Source organism: Paenibacillus favisporus (assembly GCF_040545415.1).
Taxonomy (GTDB): domain Bacteria; phylum Bacillota; class Bacilli; order Paenibacillales; family Paenibacillaceae; genus Paenibacillus_AQ; species Paenibacillus_AQ favisporus.
On record NZ_JBEPLV010000001.1, the window covers coordinates 1,544,923 to 1,570,261 of the forward strand.

Sequence of the window (25,339 nt, forward strand, 5' to 3'; positions counted from 1 at the left end):
CGGGAGAATCGTTCCCGGCTCGTCAAGGCATAGCTTTGGAGGGAAGGAATGTGAAGATTTGTCGCACCGCGCTGATCGGGATCGGGGGATTCGGCGCTGAACATGTGAAAGTCATGCAGAAGCTGGTCGAAGAGGGTAGCCTGCAGGTTGCTGCTTTTGCGGAGCCGAATGTCGGCGCTCATCAGGAGTCTTACGGCAAGCTGACCGCGCTTGGGGCCGTCCATTATATAGACTACGTGCAGATGCTCACGCTGCATCCGGATATCGATTTCGTCGTAATCGTCACGCCGATCTCCTCCCACAAGCCGATGTGCATCCAGGTGATGCGGATGGGCTTTCACGTGCTGGTCGAGAAGCCACCGGCGGTAACGATTCAGGACTTGGACGAGATGATCGCGGTGCAGCTGGAGACCGGGCGCTTGTGCCAGGTGAACTTCCAGAATACGTCGGGCCAGGCGTTCCGAACGCTGCTGGAAAGGATCGGCTCCGGTGTGCTCGGGCAGGTGGAGCAGGTGGTCGGTATTGGCATGTGGAAACGGCTTCGCTCTTACTACGATCGAACCCGCTGGGCCGGCAAACTGGTCAGCGACGGCCAGTATGTGCTGGACGGGACGTTCAACAATCCGTTCGCCCACTTGCTGCACCATAGCTTGCTGGCGGCCGGAGGAGGCGCCACAGACTTGTACCCGGAATCGGTGCAGGCCGAGCTTTACCACGTCAATGACATCGAGGGGGACGATGTCTCCTGTATTCGCGCCGTTATGGCTAACGGTGTGAGCGTTCATTTTTACGCGATGCTTTGTCACGAATCAAGTGAAGTGCCTTCGATTGCCGTGTACGGAACGCGAGGGGAAGCTCATTGGAATTACCAGAACAAGCTGACCATTCGCGCACAGGACGCCGAAGAGGATTTGGCGTTTGGTCCGACCGATTTGATGTGCAGCATGTATCTGAACCTGATGGAAGCGATCGAAACCCCAGGGAAACCACTCTTCTCGCCGCTCAAGGCAAGCCGAAGCTTCGTGCTGGTATCCAACGGCGCCTATGAGTCGGCTCGCGCCGTTCGTGCCATTCCCGGCCGATTCGTGACCGAGCGGGAGGATGGAGATTCCACGGTGCGCCTGCTGCCCAGCTTGTCCGAGAAGATGAGAGACGCGGCAGCGAAGCGGCAGCTGTACAGTGAATATCCGCTTCCTTGGGCGACGCCGACCCGGCTGTTCCGGATGGAGGGCTACAGCCGATTCGAGCTGCCTGCCACTATGCGCACAAATAACGGTAGACCGACCAATTAGAGGCGTTCCTTCAGAGCTCTTCTTTTTACAATGTCGAGGTTTAATCAAGAGATAAACCATAAATCAATAGTTTCCCGAGGCAACCCCACTTTTCACTGTTTTTTGGATTCCAAAACAGTTAAAGTTGGGGTTTCTTGTTGCAAGGGGAAGCCGACAAGTTACATGTATTAAAAACTTATTCTTATGTATTTTTGGAGGCATGATGCCTATTTAAATGAATCAGGACCTAATGGTCTCTGGTTCTTTATTTTGTTTACCTGACTAATTCCTCACTCTACAGTTTACATACAACTACCTTTTTAAGTTATTACCAAATTGATTTAAGGGAGTACATTTTTTTATTTCATCCTGAAGGTAAAATGATAAACATGAGAGCTCCTTATTACAGGCGGAGGGATGGGAAAAATGAAAGCGGTTTTAGACAGCTCCCGAAAGTACGGCGCAACAAAAAGGAAAAATAACTTTCTGTACTACATCAAAAGGGACGGTCTGTTATATTTTCTTTTGCTGCTGCCTATGGCGTATATCCTGATTTTCAAGTATGCACCCATCTATGGCCTTGTGATGGCATTCCAAGATTACAACATTTTTGAAGGAATTAGAGGGAGCAAATGGGTAGGACTGGATGTGTTCCGGTTTATTTTTGAGCAGGACAGCTTCTACCGTGCATTGAAGAATACGCTGGTCCTGAATGTTCTGGACTTGATCGCGGGTTTTCCAGCGCCCATTCTCCTGGCGATTTTGCTCAATGAAGTAAGACAAGCAAAATTCAAGAAAATGACCCAGACCGTGTTGTATCTGCCCCACTTTTTGTCCTGGGTTATTATTGGCGGTATGGTCTATCTGATGTTTTCTAACGGAGGCATGATCAACAATTTCCTGTCGAGCTTTGGTTTGGAAAGAATCGAGTTTCTGTCGCGGAAAATACCTTGGCTGATTACTTATATTGCCGTTGGCGTATGGCAAAATATCGGATGGGGCACCATCATTTATTTGGCGGCCATTACCGGAATCAATAGGGAGTTGTATGAGGCCTCCGATATTGATGGCTGCAGCAGGCTTCGCAAAATGTGGCATATTACACTGCCTGGCATTAAGTCAACCATCAATATTTTGTTGATTCTCCAAATCGGCAGAATGGTTTCTATCGGATTTGATCGTCCCTTTGTGATGGGGAATTCACTGGTTAGCGATTACTCTGATGTTATCAGTACTTTCGTGTATAGAGTTGGTATTAGTTCGGGTGATTTCTCCCAGGCAACGGCGGTAGGATTGTTCCAATCCGTGGTCGGCCTGATCCTGCTGTTATCTGCAAACTTTGTTGCGAAAAAATTAGGCGAGGATGGGATATGGTGAGGATGGCGATCAATAGGGGCAAGATGAAAAAAATGACTGTAGCGGATATGGCCATCATTGTATTTATCGCGGCATTGTCCTTCACATGTATCGTACCGTTTCTGTATATGATTGCGCTTTCTTTCAGTTCCAACGAAGCAATTATTTCTCAAAAGGTAGGACTGTGGCCAGTAGACTTCACAGCAGAAACGTACAAAACCATATTGAGCGATATGGATATGCTTTATACGCTTGGATACAGTATTGTGCTTACGATATTTTACACTTTGGTATGCATGTTCCTGACCATATGTGCAGCGTACCCCTTAACGAAGAAGCGGCTGAAGGGAAGAAACTTTATTTTGACAGCGTTGGTCTTCACCATGTATTTCAGCGGCGGTTTAATTCCTTCTTATATTCTGGTTAAAAACCTGGGCATGATGAATTCGGTTTGGAGCCTGGTTTTGCCGGGTGCCATGAGCGTGTTTAATTTGATCATCCTGAAAACCTTCTTCAGCAATCTTCCGGAGAGTCTAGAAGAATCGGCAGCCATTGACGGGTGTTCGGATCTGGGCATTCTCCTCAAGATCGTGCTCCCCCTTTCGTTGCCATCGATCGCCACATTAAGCCTTTTCTATGCGGTGGACAGATGGAATGGATTCCAGGATGCGCTGTTCTACATTACGAAAAAAGAGCTGTACCCTATGCAGATGAAGCTATACCAGATCATTTCGGCCAATCAGCAGTTGGATAGCCAACAAGGAGGAGAAGGAAGTGTCGGCTCCTATATTGTCCCTGAGTCTTTGAAAGCGGCCAGTGTCATGTTTACAACGATTCCGATTTTGCTGATCTATCCTAAACTGCAGAAGTATTTCGTGGATGGTGTGATGACTGGGGCTATCAAGGGATGATGGGGAAACAGATTATGATGAAGGGGGGATCCCGGCCTCGCGGATGATTTAAGAGAATCAATCACAAGAACGAAAGGGTGGTTAAAGTGTATAAGGGCATAAAGAAGAAAGCAGCAATTCTATTTAGCACAGTGCTTCTAGCCGTAGGAGTGGCAGGCTGTGGTGGCGCAGGCAATAACAATGGGGAGACGGTATCAAAAGGGTCCAACGCATCGGAAACGGGCTCCGGTTCCCCAGTAACCTTGACAGTGGAAGTGTTTGACAGAGGTATTCAGGGACAACCGGACTTGAACAACAACACGTGGACCAAATATGTCAATGAAAAATTCGGGAAGCCTAATAACGCCATTGTAAAATTTGTTCCTGTCCCCCGTTCCCAAGAAGTCGACAAGCTGAATGTGTTGATGGCTGCCAACGAGGCTCCTGATATTTCCTTCACTTATGACGGGAATACCGTAACCCGTTTCGCAAAAAGCGGTGGCCTTTATACACTGGACGAATTGTTGGAGAAGCATGGCCAGCAATTAAAGTCTTATCTGGGCGAGAAAGTTCTTTCCTACGGGAAATATGAGGGCAAACAAATCTCGATCCCAGGCAAGCGGACTCTGATTGCTTGGAACGGCATGTTTATCCGCAAGGATTGGCTGGATAAGCTGGGAATGCCTGTTCCAACGAATCGGGATGAATTATATAATACCCTTGTTGCTTTCCGTGACAAGAACCCGGGTAATGTGGATGGAGTCATTCCGTGGGCAACAGCGGCTTCCGGCATGAACTACACCTTTGGCAATCTGATTCCTTCGTTCTGGGGTCCGATGTCGGAGGAGGAATTCGTTACCACCACCAATTGGCTGAAGCCCGGCACTAAGGATGCTTATAAATGGCTGAACAAACTGTATAACGAAAAGCTGATCAGCCCCGACTTTGCGCTGGATAAAACAACCAAACAAGCGGATGCCGATGTGACCAATGGCAAGGTAGGCTTCTACGCTGCCAACTGGGATTATCCACTTTCACAAAAAATTCGTGAACCACTGAAGCAAAATGCACCTGATGCCAACTATGTTGCAGTAGATACCTTCAAAAACGACGAGGGGAAATATCTGAAAGAGATGTACAATGAAAACGGGATTTTCTCCTTCATCCCGAAAAGCAGCAAGAATGCGGAGCTGGCCATCAAGTATCTGAACTGGATGGCTGATCCGGAGGTGATGTTCTTCCTTCAGTTTGGCGAAGAAGGCGTCAACCATAAGCTTGTAGACGGCATCCCGCAAGGGATTGCGCAAACCGGCGAAAATATGCAAACGAGCAATCTGAATATGGATTATACTCTAATTGTTAACGGTGCAGAGCTGGGCGATACCGAAAAGAATGTCCGAACGTACGCAGCAGCCTTAGCAGCCGGAGATCAGAACTATGAAAAACTGGCTGTCGATTCCTACAAGATCAATACGACGGATGGTTATACAGGCTTCTATTACGGCGTCTCAAACGAATCTAGTATCAAGTACGGCAAAACGTTGGGTGACATGAACAAGCAAATGAGTGACAGGCTGGTCGTTGCCAAGCCGGCAGAATTCGACGCCTTGTATGACAAGCTGGTGAAAGAATATATGGACGCCGGCGGTCAGGCTGTTCAGGATGAGAATATAAAGAATTATAGAGATGTCAAAGCACAGAGCAAGTAATCCATGGCATAAGGATAAACCAGTCTGTGGTTTATCCTTTTTTCGTTGCTGTTCCCGAATAATTTTGCTATTATTCGGGGGAATCCATATGTTCAGGAGGATACCCATGTACAAGGTCATGATTGTAGATGATGAGCCGTGGGCAATTAAAGGAATCCGCAACGCCTTCGATTGGGATAAATATGGATTTGAAATTATCGGACAATTTAAAAGCGCTTACACGGCGTGGGATGCCATAAAAGCGAATGAACCCGATTTGGTATTTACGGATATCCGTATGCCTGAGATATCCGGACTGGATCTGATGAAGAGGGCCAAAGTAGAAGGGCTGGACATTGAGTTTGTCATCGTAAGCGGTTATGCGGAATTTGAATATGCCCAGGAAGCGCTGCGCTATGGCGCGCTGGATTATTTCCTGAAACCTTTGGATATCGATAAGGCTGACCCCTTCATTGCGAAGCTGGCCATGCACTTCTCCCGAAGAAGCACAGCACGCAACCAACTCCTTCTGGATGCACTGACCTCGGCGAATGAGGACGAGATCAAGAGCTTCCTACCACTTCCCGATGATGCAGCTGTGTACTATTATCAGGTGTTGACCATCTATTTCGAGGGAGAAAATAAAAATATTAAGAACCTGCTTTCTTTGGAGGGAAAGCCTGTTCATGTTGTGGAAGTTGAAGCCGGTGCCCGAAAAATGCTAGTTGTCCTGATGACGGAGCATAAGGCTTGTCTGGAAGGACTTTCGGATAAATGGTTTCTGAATAAGACGGGCATCCATGTTATGGGCGTCAGCAGCATCTCTAATCAACTAAAGCACATGAGCAAGCTCATTAAAGAAGCAGACCTGTCCGCTTCCCAGGTTTTTCTTGAAGAAGCTGGGGGCGTCGTTCACTACGAGCCGAAGCTTCATCTGGTGAAGCCATGTATCGATGAAATCCACCACATCCTACAGGGAAATCAATTTGACGATGTGGATGCGTACATTAAAGGGCTGCAGGCATATTTCAGGGATCATCATCTGGGCATGTCTGAGGTTGTCTACCTGTGGAATCAAGCCGTCGGGATCCTTATCAAAGCATATTCTGAGGAATTGAAGGATATGGAACTGGAATTCCTGAATTATTCCGAGATCAAGGAACGATTTGAACACTTTCAGTCACTATGCAGCTTTTTACATGAGGTTCTCGACTCCATCAGGATAGGAAACAGCCGCTCTGTGCAGGAAGGGGACATTCAGTCCTGCTTCAACAGGATGATCCATTATATCAACCATCATTTTGAGCAGAAGTTGTATTTGAAGGATTTATCAGCCCAATTCTTCATTAACCAGGTGTATTGCTGTCAATTATTCAGAAAAAATCTGGGCAAAACCTTCTCAGAATATGTGTCGGAGCTGAGAATCAAGAAAGCCCGTCAGCTCCTGAAGCGAACGGATCTATCCATTGAAGAAGTGGCTATTCAGGCCGGGTATGTCGATTATTACTATTTCAATAAAGTGTTCAAGAAGCATTGCGGGATGACCCCCACCAGATTCAGAAAAAGTTGATATGAACGGAGCGGCGGGCCATGAAGATCAGTAAACTGAAATTGAAGCATCAGATATGGCTTATCTTTTTTTTCTCAATCATCATTTTTACTGTCATGGAATTTTATTATTATTATAGTTTCTCTAATTTAACCCAGAAGAGAGCCGCCCATTACAGTAACCAGATGATAGAACAAACACGCCGCAAAATTGATTCTGCATTTAGTGATATCAGGGTCAGCACCAGCATTGCGGTCAATAGCAGACGGGTTCAGGAATTTTCTGTAGTGGATGATGATTACCAAAGGGCGTTTAACAGCGGTCCAAATGCATTGGATCTCATGGAATATATGAGATCCTTTAATTCGTATGTGGACGGAATTGTAATTAATGACATTCGGGGAAGACGGCTTTACAGTTTGGCATCAGCAAGCGGAGATATTTTTTTTCTCAATCGTTACGATACCTTTATCCAGAAGTATAAGGAGGATCCTTCGCTGCGGGACAAGGGGATGTTCACCTCGATTCTAAAAGACGACAGAACAGGAACGGAACAGTTCTTTTATATAGCGCCGATTGTGGAGGCCATCGGGGGAATCTATTTCTCCCAAATTACGGGTTACTGTACCGTTTTGGTCAATATGGACAAAATGCAGGGGCTTGTAGAAAATACGGAATTAACACCCAACTCCACCTTGTACATTCTGAATAGCCGGGATGAGGTGATTGCTTCCACCAATTCCAATGCCCGAGGTGCGTTATTCAGGGAAGTTCTGTCTATGGATAAGGGCATCCTGCTTAACGGGGTCAAAACAACGATCGATGGGGAAGATATTCTTGTCCAGGTTAAGGGTTTGGAGCAGGCAGACGGGTGGCGGGTTGTGAGTATGATTCCAGTTCAAGAGCTTACTGCGGACATGAACCCGATACGGAAAGTCAGCATTATCGTGGGGATGGGGATGGTTCTAAGCATGCTTATCATGGGCAGTTTCTTTATGAACAATCTGATGCGTCCGGTGATGGGACTTGTTCTGGATATGAAGAGAGTGGGGAGCAGGGACATGGGCTTCCGCATTAAAGTCCGGTCTACCAATGAAGTAGGCATGCTGGCCGACGACATTAACCGGGTAATCAATGAAAGGGAACAGATGGCAAGAGATATGATCAATACCCAGGCCAGATTATATGAATCTGAGCTGAGTCAGAAACAGGCGGAGTTTGCTGCCCTGCAAAGCCAGATCAACCCCCATTTTCTCTATAATACGCTCAATTGCATCAGCAGCATCGGATTGGAATACGGAAGCAGGGAGATCGCGCAAATTGCATCTTGCATGTCCAAAATATTCAGATACAGTATAAGAAAAGATGATCTTGTACGGATAAGGGAAGAGCTGGACTGTATTCAGGCTTATATGAACATTATCGCCATCCGGTATGAAAATAAATTTATCATCGAGATCGATGTGGACGAGGGACTCCTGGAGATGCAAACCCCCAAGATGATTCTCCAGCCCATTGTGGAGAATGCGGTCTATCATGGGCTGGAGCGGATGGATCAAGGGGGCCGGCTTCAAGTCACCGGGAGCATGGATGCGCACGGAGACGTGTGCTTCCAAATCACGGATACCGGGAAGGGAATGGACCCGGAGCAATTGGCTTCCCTTCAGGCTAAGCTGGGCATGGCATCCCCGGAGCCTGCACCAGATGGCCAACCTGCTACAAGCATCGGACTTTCCAATATCCATAACAGGCTCCGGCTATTGTTTGGAGAGGGTTACGGGATCGCTATACAAAGCCAGTTCGGCCATGGGACGACCGTGACCGTGAGGATTCCAAAGCTGTTAAACAACCTCAAACCTTCGGAAGAGTAAGGTTATGTCGATAGCCGGACACACTACAATGTAATGTTATTCTTCAGGATACATTCCTTAATTGGGGATTGTGTCCTTTTTTTATTTGAATTTCCGGCGATAACAATCAGACGTTGAGAGGGTTAAGAATAATCCGAGGGTCAAGACACTTTTTCTAAAACGGTTACCAAAACAATTTAAGATAGTACATTTTTTAAATTTTCTCTGAAAGTAGAATGAGGACATGGCTGAAAAAATCAATGACAGGGGGATGGATGAAGTTGAAAGCGGTTTTATGGGATAGGAAAAGATTCAGGTATTTGCTGTTTTGTCTCACCGTGCTGCTGATGCTGCCGCAATGGAACGGAGCGGCTATGGCGGCAGAGCAAACGCCAGATAGGGCGGATTTGACATCCCGGCAGGAGGGAAAGGATGTGTCTGATTTCTACAATGTTATCATGCAGACAGGGGCCGACCCTTGGGTTTACAAGCATACGGACGGCTACTACTACAATGTCTTTGTCAATGCCAGCGGCATCATGATCCGCAGAGCGAAGACGATTACCGGCATTGAGGCGGGCGAGAGAAGCCTAGCCTGGACACCGGTTAAAGGTACCATGTACAGTTCCAATGTTTGGGCGCCTGAACTGCATTATCTCAGAGATAACGATGGCCTATTCAAATGGTATATCTACTTCGCAGCTGACGACGGAACCAATGCAAACCATCGCATGTACGTGCTGGAGAACGCCAGTGATAATCCGATGACGGGAACCTGGGAGTTCAAAGGGAAGATTACCGATTCCACCGACCGTTGGGCAATTGACGGCACTGTGTTGACTGTAAATGAGGATCACTATTTTATTTGGTCCGGCTGGGAGGAAACCGACGGAAGCTTTCAAAATTTATATATCGCAAAGATGAGCGATCCACGGACCATCAGTTCGGAACGGGTCCTGATTTCAACGCCTGAATATGACTGGGAAACTTCCCCGGGGAGGATCAATGAAGGCCCCGAGGTCACGGTAAAGGGCGACACGATCAATCTGATCTATTCAGCCAATGGAAGCTGGACAGACAGCTACTCCCTCGGGTTGATCACGGCCAAGATTAGCGACGATTTAATGAACCCTGGCTCCTGGGTAAAGCGGGATAATCCGCTCTTTTCTAGCGCCAATGGTGTTTACGGACCTGGCCACCATAGTATCGTCTCATCTCCTGATGGTGCGGAGGACTGGATCATTTACCACGCTGCCCGCTGGCCGGGGTCAGGCTGGACCCGCAAAGTCTACGCACAGAAATTCACTTGGAATGACGACAATACGCCGAATCTGGGAGAGCCGGTAGATCCGAACATACCGATTGCCATACCTTCCGGCGAACCGATGCGGAAGCGCTATGAAGCGGAAAATGCGTTGCTGGTGAAGGATCCGAATGGAGAAACTTCTCCGGCTGTCCTGCGGGAAAGCACCGCATCAGGCGGGATGAAAATCGCGGGTATCAAGAACGCCAATGATTATGCACAGTTTACAGTAAATGTGCCGGAGGCGGGATTCTATAACCTGTCCGTGCGCAGTGCCAACGGTTCCCCCAATGCGGCGGATGCCTCCCATATATTGTCGGTCAACGGCAGCTCCGGTGCCAAATTGAACATCGTCTATTCTGGTCCGAATCGTTGGGGAGCCTCCACGGCGAAAGTCTTCCTTAAGGAAGGCGAGAACATCATCCGTTTCTCGAAAGGGAACAATCTGGCCGAAATCGACAGTATGGATCTATCTAAGCTGGATACATCGGAAATTTTATTTGAATCCCCGGGATTCACCCTGGGGTTGAACGAAACCCTCAGTTTGCCCCTGTATACGGTAACGGGAGCTACCTATACCGCTATCGATACAGGAGCTACCTTCAGTTCTTCCGACACGAAGGTAGCCATTATTGATGAAGGGGATCAGATTAAAGCTGTCGGGGCGGGCAGTACGACAATTACCGCGACTTATAATGGGAAAACAACAACGGCCGCGGTAACCGTAGTCGCAGAGCCCAAATCGGTGCAGTCTCTTGTCATGAGCGGATTGGACAGCGTCCTGACCAGCGGACAGCGAAGCCTCCCATTGCAAGTAACTGCTCGCTATAACAACTATGAAATGAAGAATGTGACAGCTGATGCTCAGTATACCAGCAGCGATCCTGAGGTGGCCCGGATTGATACTGTCTCGGTCACCCCATCGGTATACGCAGATAAACCGGGAACAGCTCTTATTACAGCCGAATACAACGGCAGCAAAACGGCAATCCATTTGACGGTAATCGAGGCTTCTGATGCGGTTCAGGTGGATTCCGAAGTAAAGACTCCTTCCGGGGTGACTCCTGATCCGCCAAGCGTTGTGGATGTTGTCTATCAAAGCGAGTCGATGACGGCGGAAGTTGTCAGCTGGAAGCCGGAGGGAATGGACTTCAGCTCTCTTGGTACGGTTCAGGTGCCAGTCATTCTGAAGGTAGATGGCCGAGATATTCCTTCCACTGTATCCGTAGAAGTTGTTGCAGGATGGGGCCTTGATGACATTGTGAATCAGCTCCGCAATAGACTGGCGAATTTCTCTTATCCGTTGGGCACTGGGTTAGGCAACTATAGCCAATCCAAGTATGACGCTTTTGTGGCCGAGGTGGATAAAGCGGAGGAGATGTCCTTCAACCCGGATCTGAGTAAAGAGCAGTTTGACCGGGAACTGGATAACCTCGCTCAGGCGGAAAAGGCTCTGTTAGGTTCGCTTAACAGCGTGCAGGATGGCGTAGTCTATAACGCTTACCGGAATTTCTCCGGCGATACGGTAGGCAAATACCCTTACGGTATCACCACCGAAGATCTGACCAATGGAGCTACTGCAACGGTAAAGGATGAGGACGGGAATAAATTTCTTCGACTGACCACGACCGCTACCTCGGGCAAGGCAAACCTGTTCCTGCCATATACAGGGGAGGTAAAAGCGGAGGGGGATCAACGCATCGTCATCGAATATCGCGCCAGATTAAACAGCAGCTTCCAATACGCGAATGGCGCCATGATGCGAAACGACAGCGGTACCGGCAATTATTCGATGGTCACTGCTTTTGATAACGTTAAGTTTATTGTACAGAACGGTGGATCCAAGAAAGCAGTCCAAAACGTGTCCTACAATACATGGTACAAAATCAAAATGGTGGCCAACTGGGATAACAAAACCTATACCGTTTATCTCGACGATGTTCCGGTAGCTACGGATTACAATTTCCGCCATACAGGCGGTGACAAGCTGATCGGACAACGGTTCGGTATTGACGGATACGCCAATGCCTCCATCGATTTTGATGATTTCAAAGCTATGGTCATAGGAGGACCAAAGGCTGCGCCAGAGGGCCTTGGGAAAGTCGATGAAACAGCGGCTGGCGCCAATGATGGACGCATCACCGGGGTGAATGATTCCATGGAATGGTCTTCAGATCATGGGGGCACCTGGCTAAATGTAGAAGGTGATACACTTGCCAATCTGCCGCCCGGAACGTACTGGGTTCGATACCGCGAAACGGACACACATAAAGCAAGTCCTTATGTGGAGTTCACTATTATGGCTTTTAATCAATCGATTCCTGTCACCGGTGTAAGACTGGATCAAACGATTGCGCAATTGTATACCAATTATGGGAGCTCCACTGTCCAGCTCACCGCACATGTAGAACCCGCTAAAGCATCTAATAAGACCGTGATTTGGAGCACGTCAAACCCGGCTGTAGCTACTGTGGATGAGCACGGTCTTGTGAGTGCCCACGCCTCTGGCACGACTGTGATTAAGGCGACTACTGCAGATGGCAGTTACACAGCATCTTGCGTTGTGACTGTCGGTGTATATACGACCAGCGGCGGCAGCAATTCTGGCGACGAGCCTGCCAGTTCGACTGCCCCACCTACGCCTGCCCCGATCACTAAGAATGGGGACGGCAGCACAACGACTATCGTCACAGACCAGAATACCGGAACGGTTACGGAGACCACCGTCTGGCCGAATGGCGACCGTAAAGTCATCACGAAGGAACGCAGTGGCACTCTGACTGAAGTCGTCACGAAGCAAGACGGCAGCAAAAGCGAGACAGTGAGCAAGCCGGACGGAAGCAGCCGTTCTGTCGTCACCGATCCGCAGGGAGTCAAGGTTGAGACAATCACGACCTCCCTAGGGGAAGTAACGGCTGAAGTTCATCTGCCCGAAGGAGTGGCACAAGCACGGATTACAATTCCCGTCAAGAAAGCCTCCGCCTCCACTGTAGCCTATACGGTCAGAGGTGACCGCTCCAGAACAATCATCGGGACCTCCGTAATAACGGAGAATGGATTGAGTATCCTAGTCAGGGGTGATGTAACGGTGAAGCTGGTAGACAACAAGATCACCTTTAAGGATGTGCCTGACCACCATTGGGCTGCGGAGTCGATTGCTTTTACTGCTAGCCGTGAATTGTTCCTAGGGACAGATAAAGAGAATTTTGCCCCCAATGCATCCATGAGCCGCGCAATGCTCTTCACCGTGATGGCCCGGCTGGACGGCGCAGATACCGAAGGGGGCTTGTATTGGTACAGCAAGGCGCAGGACTGGGCAGTGGCTGAGGGGATCAGCGACGGCAGCGTTCCGGAGGCTGCCATTACCCGTGAGCAGCTGATCACACTCCTGTACCGGTACGGCGGGCAACCTGCTGTGGACAGCATCGGCAAGAGCTTTGCGGACAGCGGCGAGATTTCCGCTTGGGCAAAGGACGCCATGAGCTGGGCTACAGAGGTGGGAATCCTGAACGGCAAGCCAGGGAACCTTCTGGACCCTGCCAGTGTTGTCTCGCGGGCTGAAGTGTCCGCCATACTCGCGCGCTTTATAGCTTGGCTAAAGTAATGCATCTTGTTAGAAATTCGATTTACGGAGGTGTTGTTCCGATTGTTGTACCGAGACAAAACTCGAATGCTTGTTAACAAACGGCGCGTGAGTACATTGGTCAAATCTTCGATATGATTCATCCTATCTTGGTTATCTTTTCCCATTCGATGGGCCTATTCGAACCTGTGTCTCGGATCGATGCGTGCTCCAGCTTGAATACGAGAATCGATATCCGAACTGCGGATCTTGAGCGATCGCGCCTCGAATATGTTGCTCAAGATCCGCTTAGTATTCTCCCGGCAAGGATATTTTTCTTGCATTATTGAAACCCAAATGAAAGTTCTTGCGAAAGGAGGGGAAAGAAAAAAATATAAGCGTAAACAAATTGAATCTTGAGGTGGTCTAAAGTGGTCAGGTATGCAAGTCGTATGATTGCGGTGATGATCATGATCGCCTTTTTTGCCGGGATGTTGCCCGCCTATGCACCACTAATCCATCCCCTAGAAACGAGTGAATGGTTTCGGAGACGGGGAAAGAGGGGGGCTTTCTCTTTAGCATCTCAATGTGCTGGGCAACATTGAACTGGTGCAGGAATACGGGATTGTGCAGGGCTCTAGTCATTGAGTAACCAAATATATGCAAAGGAGAACAATTCCTTATCAGGAGCCGTATCATACTTCTTTCTACTACAAAGGGAAGCATCTTACTTATACCTTATCTTCCGAATCGAACAGACCGAGAATCACTAAAATCCATTATCATTTCCTTCTTTTAAAGAAGGTCTGATTTTGGGTTCTTTTTAGTTTATTGTGATTTTTTATGGTTGGGCGGTAACTGTTTCCTGTTTTCAAGAAGTAAGCCGAATTGGATTCGGGAATATAACCAACAAAACATTGGGTTTGCAGTTAAATTTTTTAAAAAAATACATAATTTCATGCAACTTTATTAATACGCTAAACGTGGATACATTGAAAGGAGTACACAATGGATTTAGAGCTTCTTTATCAACGGTATGTAAATGATTTATACCGATATTTATTTTCCCTTTCAAATGATCATTATTTAGCGGAGGATATGGTGCATGAAACATTCTATCGGGCTTATTTATACCTAGAAAGTAGTGAAGTTGATGCAATTAAGCCATGGCTATTTAAAGTAGGTTACCGAGTGTTTATTGACTATACGCGTAAAAGAAAGAGGTTAATTTTAAAAGAAAAACTAAATGAACAACTAGATTACCGGACACCAGAAAAACATACTATCGACAAAGATGGTTTACAAAATCTCCTTAGATTAATACGAACTCTGTCTGACAATGAGGCCCAAGCTATTTTACTCTGTGATTTTCATCAGCTAAAACTGATCGAAGCTGCGGATATACTGAATCTTAATTTAAATACACTAAAAAGTCATCTAATACGCGGTAGAAGAAAATTAAGAGAAACACTTCAAAAAGAGAGGTCAAGTAAATGATGAAGGACGATGACGATAAGAAGAAGGACGATCAATCGGGATCTGATGATACAAATCAAAATGTAAAAGGACCTAAATTTAAAACTCATGACGATTATTATGATACCCTTAATGATTTTGTTAATGACTATAGATCAATTCAGAATTTCGAGGGATTCCAAGAACAGAAAATAATAAAAAAGGCAAAATTCCACTCGAGAATGACAACGATAATAAGTGTGCTTGCAATTCTATTATTATTAAATCCAGCTCTTACTATTGTCACCTATATGTATTACTCGGGAAAAGCGAACCAGATGTTAGACACCATCAGCAAAGCTGCATATGTTACAGAACCAAACACTAAAATAGAAGGGCAGGGTATAAGCAGTAAAATTGGGATTTTTTCTATGGATGCATATTTTTACACTCTTAAAAGGGTAGGGAAAGAAGACTTTAGAACTGCCGAATATAATATTCATTTTCTAGGGAATCATGTTTCTTCAGTCGATCGAAGGAATTTACTTGATAAACCGGTACCCGAAGCTTTTGTTTCATCTGAAAGCACTGGATTTCTTCACCCTGATGCCCCTATGACTTTTGATGACTTTAGGGAGCGAGAAGTCCTTAATGGCCTGGCCTCTGATACTGTAGCAGAAGTTTATATTTCCTTTGATAAAGATTACACACCAGAAGAAATCAAAAATTTCTTTCCGAACCTTGATGTTGTTTGGGTAGCGGTTGACACCGGGGAATCTGGTGAAAATGCAGAGGGCATATATACATCGCCATTAGGCTATCCCTTTATGAAAGATAGCGATCCCTGGTCACCATTTATTGGGTCGAAATCAAATGAAGAAATTTTTATCAGTATATTGAAGTCACTGTCCAAAAATGAAAAGTTAGCAACCCAAGTTTCTAGGGCAAAAGCCCTTTCTATATCCAATGGATTAACTTATATAGAGAAGAATGGTATTAAAATATATGGTGCAGTCGTTACCGGCCCAGTCAGTGAGTTAAGAAAAATTGAAGACAAGCCTATGATTCGTACCATAAAGGTGGAGGATTCTAAATTATGGAATTGGTATTCTTAAAAGGAAAAGATCCTAACAAGAAGGAATGGACTTGGAAGTGGCAGATATTTAATATCTTAGGCATGATATCTTCATTCTTAGGAATTTTGGAATTGGCTATCATTAATATTGGTTTAATACAACAAGACTTGTTAGTAATGAATATATTCCCGTTAAAGGAAACTGGGATTATAGGATTGGTTTTGGGAGTTCTGGGTCTTTTTAAGAAAAGGGGAACAAGGTCATATGCGTGGTGGGGAATAATTTTAAATGCATTTATCTTATTTTTTAGCTATACTATTTTGATTTCTGCTTTATTCATAAACACAAAACCATGATATAAGAAACTTCTTTTTGACGCTTAAAAGCCGCTAAACAGCGGCCTTTTTTGTTTTAAAGAAATTGTAGTTTTTAGCATTTTATATTACGTGGCAGAGCAGGGTCCAAAGAAGAACCGAGTACGATAAGCTGATGCCCGCAAAAAAGGAGTAACAAATCTATAGCTGGCTTCAGACATTTGGGCAGGATAGTGCTAATTAGACTACAGGAATATCGACAAATTCACCCCCTAACTTTTATTGAGAATTTAATTTATATTGAAATTGTGAACAATTAAAGTACGGTTAGGAGGGCGAGAAAATGAGTCAAGTCCGGAACTACTACGAGAATTCACAAAATAAAGAAAGCATACAATTAATTTATAACACAGGTAATAATCTTAGTGCTAAGTATGAGGTCATGGGTAAATACGGAATATCAAAAGAAAAGTTTGAAACTTGGACAATAGAGAAGCTTAACTTGTTGGGCAGTGAACGCGTTCTTGATATTGGAACAGGGAATGGGAGGTTCTCGATCCCCACCAGTAAAATTTTGAAGAATAATGGCGGGTTTATGGTTTGTTGTGACCTAACAGAAGGAGTTATGAATTCAGCACGTATTCAGGTAGAACAGGAAGGGCTACCTATCCTCCACATGATTACTGACGCTGAGAAATTGCCGTTTCTTTCTGATGAGTTTGATGTCGTCATGGCTAATCACATGCTTTACCATCTACCTGATTTGAGGAAAGGATTGAAGGAAATTTGCAGAGTTTTAAGAAATACAGGACAATTTTTAGCTACGACTAATAGCAGCCGAGGGATGCCTGAATTCTTCGCACTGCATCAGGAAACAATGCATCAGTTACATATACCATTTGAAATTAAAGAAGACCCGGTTCCTTTTTCCTTAGAAAACGGAGAAGCCATACTGTTAGAGCACTTTAATCGAGTAGAACTATTAACTTATGAGGCAGGATTCAAGGTAACAGATCCAGAGCCTGTGTTAAAATACTATATGGCAACTCAACTCTATCAAGGTCCTTTTCATGACAAATCATTAAGTCGCGAACAACGGGAAGCAATCTCACACACTTTCCTTACTCTAACTAGACAAAAAATTGAATCATGTGGGGGAGAATTGATCATTTCAAAACCAGTTGCGGCTTTTATTTGTGAATTGAATTAACTAACGGAAACGATAGAACCGAAGTTCATGATGGGCTTGCCACTCTACATCGATGGCGTCCTCGTCTTCGGAAAAAATGCTTAGGGAGGACCATAACCTATGAAACTGCTAACCTATCTTGAAGGCAATACATACCGCCTCGGTGTCGCTACCGAGGTAGGCATCGTTGACGTTGCGGCGGCGCTTGGTGACGGCCCGGGACCGCGCACCGTGCACGAAGTAATCGAAGGCGGGGAGGAAGCGATACGGACGCTGCAGCAAGCAGTTAACCGCACACTGGCGTCTTGCAGCGACGTCCTGCTCGGAAAATCTGGTCTCAAGCTCGGACCGTGTGTTACACACCCGAACAAAATCATTTGCGTCGGCCTTAATTACCGCAAACACGCCGAGGAGACAAACGCGCCAATCCCGGAGTCTCCGATTCTGTTCAGCAAATTCAGCAACACGTTGGCTGGTGACGGCGAAGACGTGCCGCTGCCGCGAACATCGCAGAAAGTTGACTACGAAGCCGAACTCGTCATCGTGATTGGCAAGACGGCCAAATATGTCGCCAAGGAAGAGGCGCTGGACTACGTATTCGGCTACTGCGCCGCCAACGATTTGTCCGCGCGTGACCTGCAGATGCGCACTCAGCAGTGGCTGCTCGGGAAGTCGTGCGACAAATTTTCGCCGCTCGGGCCGTACCTCGTTACCGCGGACGAGGTCGGCGATCCGAACGCATTAGACATCAAATGCATAGTAAACGGCGAAGTGCGACAGCATTCCAACACGTCGGACATGATTTTCCGCTGCGACGAGATCGTCAGCTACATTTCGCACCATATGACGCTCGTGCCCGGCGACATTATTTTGACCGGGACGCCGGAAGGCGTCGTGCTCGGCAAAGCGCCAGAGAATCAGGTCTACTTAAAGGCTGGCGACATCGTCACGATCAATATCGAGAAGCTGGGCAGCCTCACGAACCGCATGATATCCGAATAAGCCTGCACTTGAAAAAGGGACCCGACGCAGCGCCTGAGCCAGCAGCGGGTCCCTTTTGCCATCGTAAGCGGCGCTTCCTAATACATTCCCGAAAGCAGCACTCCAGTTAGAATTTACCCGAAACCTGCAATAAGATCGATTGAGATGAAGTTAATGGAAAGCGCTGACATGAATAATTCGCTGAAATTTTCGGTTTTTCACCCATTTTAACCATGATATTTATGATATAAAAATCCTTATTGTAAGGCGACAAGAACATATATCGTTTGCCGAAAAAGACAAGAACATATATGGTTAACCGTGGTTGATGAGAACTATCAATCACAGATGTGCTTGTTTGATAATTTGAGATATAAAGGGCGAGAATGGATTGCTGTCCCGGGAACTTTTATATTTGAGCTACCAGGCGACATTCATACGCTTATATCAGAAGACGAAGAAGTTGTTTTGATGAGAACGATTAAATAATTGGGCAAGACGACATCGCAGTCGATTCGTTGTCAACCAGATTTGGAGCTAAACTGGCTTCAGAGCATTAAACAAACGGGCAGGATAGTGAAGCAACACATGTTATGGAAATTTATGGTTGACATGAGCTAAATAATCCTTTATTTTGTATGTACAACTAAAAAATGTGAGGATTGTGATCGTTATTGGAGGATAAGATTTTCAAGGATTGCATGTACTTCACAGCTACCCGTCTATATAGGGCCATTTCAAGGATGGCTGAAGAGGCATTTGTTTCTACCGGTCTCAGTCCAACTTATGCGTTTCTCATGATGATGGTATACAAGGATCCCGGCATTTCCCAGAGAGACTTGGCGGAGCAGCTGCACATTACGCCGTCGACACTGACCCGACTAATAGATAAGCTGGAGAACAAAGCATTGGTTGAAAGGCAAATTGACGGTAAGAAAACTAATGTCAAACTGACGTCTGAGGGAACAGATATGAATCAAACGATCATGGAGTGTTGGAACAAGCTATACGAACGGTACTGCGAGGTACTTGGTGAAGACAAGGCGAAATTTATGACAGAACAGCTCTACGCAACCAGCTTGAAATTAGAGCAATAATTTTTTTGGGAGTTATTTTGGTTGTACAACTAAAATATGACGTTATGAGAAGGAGGTCCATTTGATGAAGGTACTTGTCTTGATCGCTCACCCTAAATTAGGAAGTTCACGGATTAACAGAAGGTGGAAAGAGGAACTCGAGCGGACACAAGAAATAACCGTGCACGACCTTTATAAGGAGTACCCAAATGAGAACATAGACATTAAACACTAGCAAGAACTGCTGCGCTCGCACGACAGAATCGTCTTTCAGTTCCCGTTATAATGGTACAGCTCACCGCCTCTTATGAAAAAGTGGATAGATGAAGTTTTCACATCAATACACGATTAGCGAACTAACCAGACCGCTTCAGGCAATGGCCAATTAGACAGGAATGCATTACCTGCCTCATTTTGTTCAACATAGTGTTGTCATTGCTGAAGCGGAGGAAATCAATCATGGTGCTGAAGCCTATGTAAAGCATATTACTAATGCAGAACTAAATCCGCAGGTCCGTCTTAGGAGGAAGTTGGAGGAGATGGAAGGGGATTTCCCTCTAATAGGAATGTGATCACGATAAAATATTCAGCATAAAGGAGTGTTCAAATGAATAACCAACATATGTATTCAGAAACTAAAGCAACAAAAAAAGTTCTCGTGATTGGAGCAACTGGTACCATTGGTGCCGCAGTCGTCCATGCTCTTGAAGAAAAAAATTATGAAGTGATTTCTGCATCACGTAATGGGGAATTTCAAGTCGATCTGGAGAATCTAAGTACAATTAACAAATTGTTCGTATTGGTTGGTAAAATTGACGCAGTCGTCGTCACTGCCGGAAGTGGTAAACTAATTCCATTTTCAATTCTTAGCGAGGATGACTTTATAGATGGGCTGAAAGACAAAGTATTAGGGCAGGTTGCACTCTTGCTCCGTGCTGTCGATCATTTAAATGATGGCGGATCTATTACCATCACAAGCGGTAATATGTTCGAAAACTTCATCCCAGGGAGCTCAGTTGGCGCCTTTGTGAACAATGGTCTAGATGGATTCGTTCGTGCTGTTGCGCCGGAGTTACCGCGAGGAATTCGAGTTAATATTATCAGCCCTGGCTGGGTAAGAGAGTCACTGGAGCGGATGAATTCGGAGGAAAGAACGACCTTAGGTTTGGAGAACGTAACTGGTACAGCCGCGTATGATGTTGCACAATCCTATGTTCAGGCTATTGAAGGTACAATGCAGGGACAAACAATTCGACCATTGAATCAGCTAGAAGATGAATTATTTAAGTAGTCAAATAAGATCAGGGATTTTGCTCACCGATTCACTTGACCCATGATCCATGTTAATTGTCCAGAAATCTACGAAGCAGACGTGGCTATTGTTTCTAGAAGGACCAAAATACTGATTTGCGGGAGATGTGTATATAGAACCCCGTTTTCGGAACTGGAAATATGCAAGAGAATTAACTAACATTGTATTGAATTGGTTACGGAGGAAAATATTCGAACGGTAAGGTTAATTGTTAGTCATAATGCTCGTCATTTATACGAATCAGTTGGTTTTAAAGGAACGACGGAACGTTAGTTGAAATTTTCTTAGCTGCGATTTACGAAAGGCGAGCCTCTTGTAGAGATAGTGAGAGCTAACGAAGGGATAAAGAGAAGGGGACACGGAGACATTGCCGTTATTAGCGTGGAAAAAACCTCTGCAGCAGCCGTGCGGGAATCGATATGAGCGGTGGCAGGATTAGTTTGATCTTCTGTAAGACGACAAGAACATACACGCTGAAAAGCCGCAAAGCTGCGGCTTTTTTGAGTTTAACGATTTATGTTCTGTGCTAGCAAAATGTATTGCCCGTTCAATGTTTATATTATCACTTGATAACGGTCAAGCATAGATTCAACGGGACAACCCAGCCACTCAAACATGTGTCTCGCCGGAAGGTCTTCGGGCAAAAAAGCCTCAATTCGGGGAAACATGTAGCTGCTGACGGATATGTGGATCTGGCGCACGCGAATGGGAAACCATTCTGAATCTTCTCCTTTACGAACGAGGAGCATTTTTGGCTCGGAAATAGGGTCTATAGGTGACTCCGCTTCATAATCCCAATAGGTTCTAAATTCTTCAAATCGGTTAAAATCTTGCAGTAAGTCACGATACCAAGCGTCGTGACGAAAATACATATTAATCAGCTTAAAGGTCTGAATTCCGTATATGGCATGAGATTCCCATTTCTGGAATGATTCCTCGTTGAATGAGGACCGTTTACGAATGGGTAAATCGGGACTGAAATGATTGTGGATCATATTAAAACGACCATGGTGAAGCGTATCATAACTCACGCCATACAAACCCTGAAACATGGGGTTCATGTCGGTAATATCAAACTTGTGGGTCGCAATGAAGGCGGGGAGAGGAAGACCACTCAGGATCAGCTTGGCTTGTTCTAAGGCTAGTTTAAGAGCTGTTCCCGTCAATTCGTAATGTTCCGGGATATAGCCTGCGGCAAGCAGAAGATCATTTCGTTCTGCTGATGTACACTCCAGATAATCGGCAATATCCATGATAGCCGTCCGGCTTGGAATGCGTCTTGAGCGGCCGGATAATATGTTTTTATACGATGTAAAGGCTACATCGTTTAGCTCTTGCTGAGTAAATCGTTTCAGTTCCGGGTGGGACTCGAGTTCGCGGTATTGCTGTTGGCGCTTGCTTCTGACCGCTTCGATTTCACCGATTACCGCTTTAAGAACTTTTGTCTCCATATGAGCATTGGATGAGTGAATCATGGTTCATCTCCTCTTTCCGGGAGGTGTATTTTTACTCTTGGTCAAAAGATGTTAGAGAATTATACTCCTAGGTAAATCCCCTGTCAATTTGGGGTTTTATCCAATATACGCCGAGGAGGAGCAATCATGATACGAGCAATCATTGCAGACCCGTTAGTTACAGAGCGGCTTATTATAAAGGAAGTGGAACCGCCGATTCCCCAATCTAATGAGGCGATCGTTCAAGTAAAAGCCATTTCTCTAAACCGTGGTGAAATCAGGGATTCCTTGAGCGGAGACATTGAGCAACGGCTAGGATGGGATTATTCAGGCATCGTGATCGAACAGGCTGCAGACGGATCGGGGCCGGCAAAAGGGAGCCGTGTCGTCGGACTACTCCCATTCGGTGCCTGGGCGGAACAAATTGCTGCCCGGACTTCCTTGATGTCTGAAATACCAGATTCGGTTTCTTTTGCACAAGCATCCACATTGCCAGTCGCCGGGCTCAGCGCCCTCTATTCGCTTAAAAAAAGGGGGCTTCTTCTTGGGAAGAAGGTGTTGATAACTGGATCTACGGGCGGGGTTGGCGTTTATGCCCATCAGCTCGCTGCCCGGACAGGAGCATTTGTGGTCGGAACAGCCAGATCGGAAGAGAAGGCTAATCTGGTTCGTGAAGACGGGGCAAATCGGATTATTGTTGGTGAACTTTCCGAAAGAGCGGGGCAGTTTGGACCTTATGATCTGATCATAGACACGGTTGGCGGGAATACGCTTGCGAGTCTTTTATCCCATCTGGCTCCTGAGGGTGTTGGAGTAACGATGGGGTATTCCAGCTCACCATTTACATCCATCGACGTAAGGTACTTAATTCATACGGGCCGGACGACTTTATATGGATTGTATTTGTTAGAAGAATTAAAGGGCTATTCCGTTCCGGATGATTTGCGATATCTTACTGAGCAGATCGCGAAAGGAACACTGATTCCCAGAATTGAGGTGGAAGCACCATGGACAGATATCAAACAGGTAGCGGGTCAATTAATGGAACGGAAGTATAGCGGAAAAGCAGTCCTGCATTTAGAAAATTAGTACTCCCAAAATGGCCTTGGCTGAACAGGAGCGAAAGAAGAACCGACAACGACAAGCGGAGGGTATTGAGGTTGCACGAAGTTACATTTGGAAGACCTCGAAAGGAAATCGATGATCGTTTTCTTCGGGTGCACCAGGAGTGGAAGGACGGACCGATAACTGCAACCGAGGCTATGCGACAAATTGATATGAAGAGGACGACTTTTTACCGACGGGTCAAAGAAGTCGAAGAGCAGGGGAGTCACGGAGTACAAGAAGCAGGAACTGAAGTTTAATAACAGTTAAAGGCAAGGCGTTAATATTTTTGGCATCATCGCTTTTAAGCTAACGGGCAGTTTACAGCAACATGAGTTTAATAAAGAAGGCAAGAAGGCAGTCGTCCAATCTCGGTCGGCTGCCTTTCCGTACATATGGGGGAGATTTAATTTCACCAGAGAAGCTCCTACCAAATAATTGTTTCCGGGTTACGTCAAGAAAGATGCCCCACATAGATTCCTTTGGGTGCACCCTAAACGGGTGCCTTTTCTTATGCCTAGACGATCATCAAGGCCGGATAAGGTTCTCCTTTTTATGTCACTGATAAAAAATCAATCCTTATATTTGATTGTTCTATTATGAAGCATGGTTTTGTTCGATTATCATAAAACATATCGGAATTATTGGTTTTATCATTCTACATTTCAATGATGATTAGAAGGAGGGGGTTATTATTCATGGGGAACCTAGCTTATCCGTCCCGCTTTTCCAACCATTTACCGCCACCGTCCATAGGTGGCACGAAATCGGCAGAACCAGAGCATGTCCATCTATCGTATGGTTTTCCGGCGTCGGATCTCTTGCCTATCAGGGAATTAAACGAGGCGGCTAATGCCGCCCTTCAAGTGGCCCGGGTTGATCTGCTGCATTATTCGGGGGCTCAAGGGCCTGTTAGAGTCAAGTCTTGGGTGCTAAATCGTGTTCGCAAATTTGGCTTGCTTGCGGAAGGAGGCAACTTTCTTCCGGTGTTTGGGGCGATTCAGGGGATTGATCTGACTGCACGGATTCTGATAAATCCCGGGGATGAAGTGTGGGTGGAAGCGCCGACCTTCTTCAATGCCCTGCAATCCTTTCGAGCTGCCGGCGCACAAATCTGCTCCTTTCCTGTAGACGAAGAAGGTCTGCAGGTGAATCGGGTTGAAGAGGCTCTACAGAAGGCATCGGCAGAAGGCCGCAAATTACCTAAATTTATCTACATCATGCCAACCTTTCAAAATCCTACAGGCTCAACGCTACCTATTGGGCGTAGACGGCAGCTGGCGCAACTAGCCAAAGATTATGATGTGTATATCTTGGAGGATGATGCATACGCTGAGCTGAGTTTCAACGGGACCACCCTCCCTGCTGTGTACTCGTTTGCTCCGGAACGGGTAATCTACGTCAGTACCTTTTCAAAAACGCTGGGTCCGGGGCTCCGGCTGGGTTGGGTTATCGCCCCGGAAGAAATCATCCAGTACATGGCTACTTTATCGCTGGGGAGCCAGCTTAATCCATTTACGCAGGAGATCGTAGGGGAACTTCTTGAACACTATGATTTTGATAGGCAGGTAGAGCGTCTGAGCGATCGTTACCGCAGTCGGCGGGATACGATGATCCGGGCTCTGCATGAAGAACTGGGTAGTGAGATCCAGGTATCCGTACCAGACGGGGGATTCTTCATCTGGGTTACGTTTGGTGAACATGTGGATGTAAATGCCGTAGCTCCTTTGGCACACAGAAGAGGTGTAAGCTTTGTTTCCGGAAATGCATTTTTCAACGATGGAAAAGGGGCCAGATACTTGCGACTTTGCTTCAGTCATTGCAGTGAGGAGCAAATCAGAAAAGGATTACGAAGCCTGGCTGAGGCTTATTATTCTATCTATTCGGGATAGAATCTTTGACCTTTTCA

General features: G+C 46.1%; 17 protein-coding genes and 1 pseudogene. 17 read left to right on the plus strand and 1 reads right to left on the minus strand.

The window, feature by feature from the left end; translation table 11 throughout:
- Positions 1-50: 50 nt before the first annotated feature.
- From ABID47_RS07245 to ABID47_RS07315, 15 genes and pseudogenes are all read left to right on the plus strand, one after another.
- The gene (locus ABID47_RS07245) at positions 51-1,292 is read left to right on the plus strand and encodes a Gfo/Idh/MocA family protein (protein ID WP_354495483.1); all 1,242 of its coding nucleotides are present in this window, start codon (positions 51-53) and stop codon (positions 1,290-1,292) included.
- 405 nt (positions 1,293-1,697) lie between these two features.
- Positions 1,698-2,648, plus strand: coding sequence for an ABC transporter permease (locus ABID47_RS07250; RefSeq protein WP_354495484.1), 951 nt, complete (start codon positions 1,698-1,700; stop codon positions 2,646-2,648).
- Positions 2,642-3,538: a carbohydrate ABC transporter permease gene (locus ABID47_RS07255; RefSeq protein WP_354495485.1), complete on the plus strand. Its 897-nt coding sequence runs from the start codon at positions 2,642-2,644 to the stop codon at positions 3,536-3,538. The genes ABID47_RS07250 and ABID47_RS07255 overlap by 7 nt, the downstream gene beginning before the upstream one ends.
- Before the next feature lie 86 nt (positions 3,539-3,624).
- Positions 3,625-5,226: an extracellular solute-binding protein gene (locus ABID47_RS07260; protein WP_354495486.1), complete on the plus strand. Its 1,602-nt coding sequence runs from the start codon at positions 3,625-3,627 to the stop codon at positions 5,224-5,226.
- Entirely contained in the window at positions 5,204-6,775 is a 1,572-nt protein-coding gene (locus tag ABID47_RS07265; RefSeq protein ID WP_354495487.1) for a response regulator, read from the plus strand. The genes ABID47_RS07260 and ABID47_RS07265 overlap by 23 nt, the downstream gene beginning before the upstream one ends.
- A gap of 398 nt (positions 6,776-7,173) precedes the next feature.
- Positions 7,174-8,625, plus strand: a complete 1,452-nt coding sequence (locus ABID47_RS07270; protein WP_354495488.1) for a sensor histidine kinase — start codon at positions 7,174-7,176, stop codon at positions 8,623-8,625.
- A gap of 260 nt (positions 8,626-8,885) precedes the next feature.
- Positions 8,886-13,511: a family 43 glycosylhydrolase gene (locus tag ABID47_RS07275; RefSeq protein WP_354495489.1), complete on the plus strand. Its 4,626-nt coding sequence runs from the start codon at positions 8,886-8,888 to the stop codon at positions 13,509-13,511.
- A gap of 966 nt (positions 13,512-14,477) precedes the next feature.
- Positions 14,478-14,966: a sigma-70 family RNA polymerase sigma factor gene (locus ABID47_RS07280; RefSeq protein ID WP_354495490.1), complete on the plus strand. Its 489-nt coding sequence runs from the start codon at positions 14,478-14,480 to the stop codon at positions 14,964-14,966.
- Positions 14,963-16,039 (plus strand): anti-sigma factor, encoded by a 1,077-nt coding sequence (locus ABID47_RS07285; RefSeq protein WP_354495491.1) that lies wholly within the window; start codon positions 14,963-14,965, stop codon positions 16,037-16,039. The genes ABID47_RS07280 and ABID47_RS07285 overlap by 4 nt, the downstream gene beginning before the upstream one ends.
- On the plus strand, positions 16,021-16,356 hold the full coding sequence (locus ABID47_RS07290) for a hypothetical protein (protein WP_354495492.1): 336 nt from the start codon (positions 16,021-16,023) through the stop codon (positions 16,354-16,356). Before ABID47_RS07285 ends, ABID47_RS07290 begins: the two co-directional genes overlap by 19 nt.
- Before the next feature lie 301 nt (positions 16,357-16,657).
- Complete coding sequence (locus tag ABID47_RS07295; RefSeq protein WP_354495493.1) at positions 16,658-17,524, plus strand: class I SAM-dependent methyltransferase; 867 nt, start codon at positions 16,658-16,660, stop codon at positions 17,522-17,524.
- Positions 17,525-17,623: 99 nt separating this feature from the next.
- A complete protein-coding gene (locus ABID47_RS07300; RefSeq protein WP_354495494.1) occupies positions 17,624-18,505 on the plus strand; it encodes a fumarylacetoacetate hydrolase family protein in 882 nt (293 codons plus the stop codon).
- A 722-nt stretch (positions 18,506-19,227) separates the two neighbouring features.
- Positions 19,228-19,581, plus strand: a complete 354-nt coding sequence (locus ABID47_RS07305) for a MarR family winged helix-turn-helix transcriptional regulator (RefSeq protein WP_354495495.1) — start codon at positions 19,228-19,230, stop codon at positions 19,579-19,581.
- A gap of 64 nt (positions 19,582-19,645) precedes the next feature.
- Positions 19,646-20,132, plus strand: a pseudogene (locus ABID47_RS07310) (NAD(P)H-dependent oxidoreductase).
- Positions 20,133-20,167: 35 nt separating this feature from the next.
- Positions 20,168-20,851 carry a short chain dehydrogenase gene (locus tag ABID47_RS07315; protein ID WP_354495496.1) on the plus strand — a complete coding sequence of 228 codons (684 nt, stop codon included), beginning with the start codon at positions 20,168-20,170 and terminating at the stop codon, positions 20,849-20,851.
- Between the two features lie 575 nt (positions 20,852-21,426).
- Here ABID47_RS07315 and ABID47_RS07320 read toward each other — a convergent pair.
- Entirely contained in the window at positions 21,427-22,347 is a 921-nt protein-coding gene (locus tag ABID47_RS07320) for an MmyB family transcriptional regulator (protein ID WP_354495497.1), read from the minus strand.
- A 126-nt stretch (positions 22,348-22,473) separates the two neighbouring features.
- Here ABID47_RS07320 and ABID47_RS07325 point away from each other — a divergent pair, with 126 nt between their 5' ends.
- Both ABID47_RS07325 and ABID47_RS07330 read left to right on the plus strand, forming a co-directional pair.
- Entirely contained in the window at positions 22,474-23,415 is a 942-nt protein-coding gene (locus ABID47_RS07325; RefSeq protein ID WP_354495498.1) for a zinc-binding dehydrogenase, read from the plus strand.
- 713 nt (positions 23,416-24,128) lie between these two features.
- Positions 24,129-25,322: an aminotransferase-like domain-containing protein gene (locus ABID47_RS07330; RefSeq protein WP_354495499.1), complete on the plus strand. Its 1,194-nt coding sequence runs from the start codon at positions 24,129-24,131 to the stop codon at positions 25,320-25,322.
- The last annotated feature ends 17 nt before the right edge of the window (positions 25,323-25,339 follow it).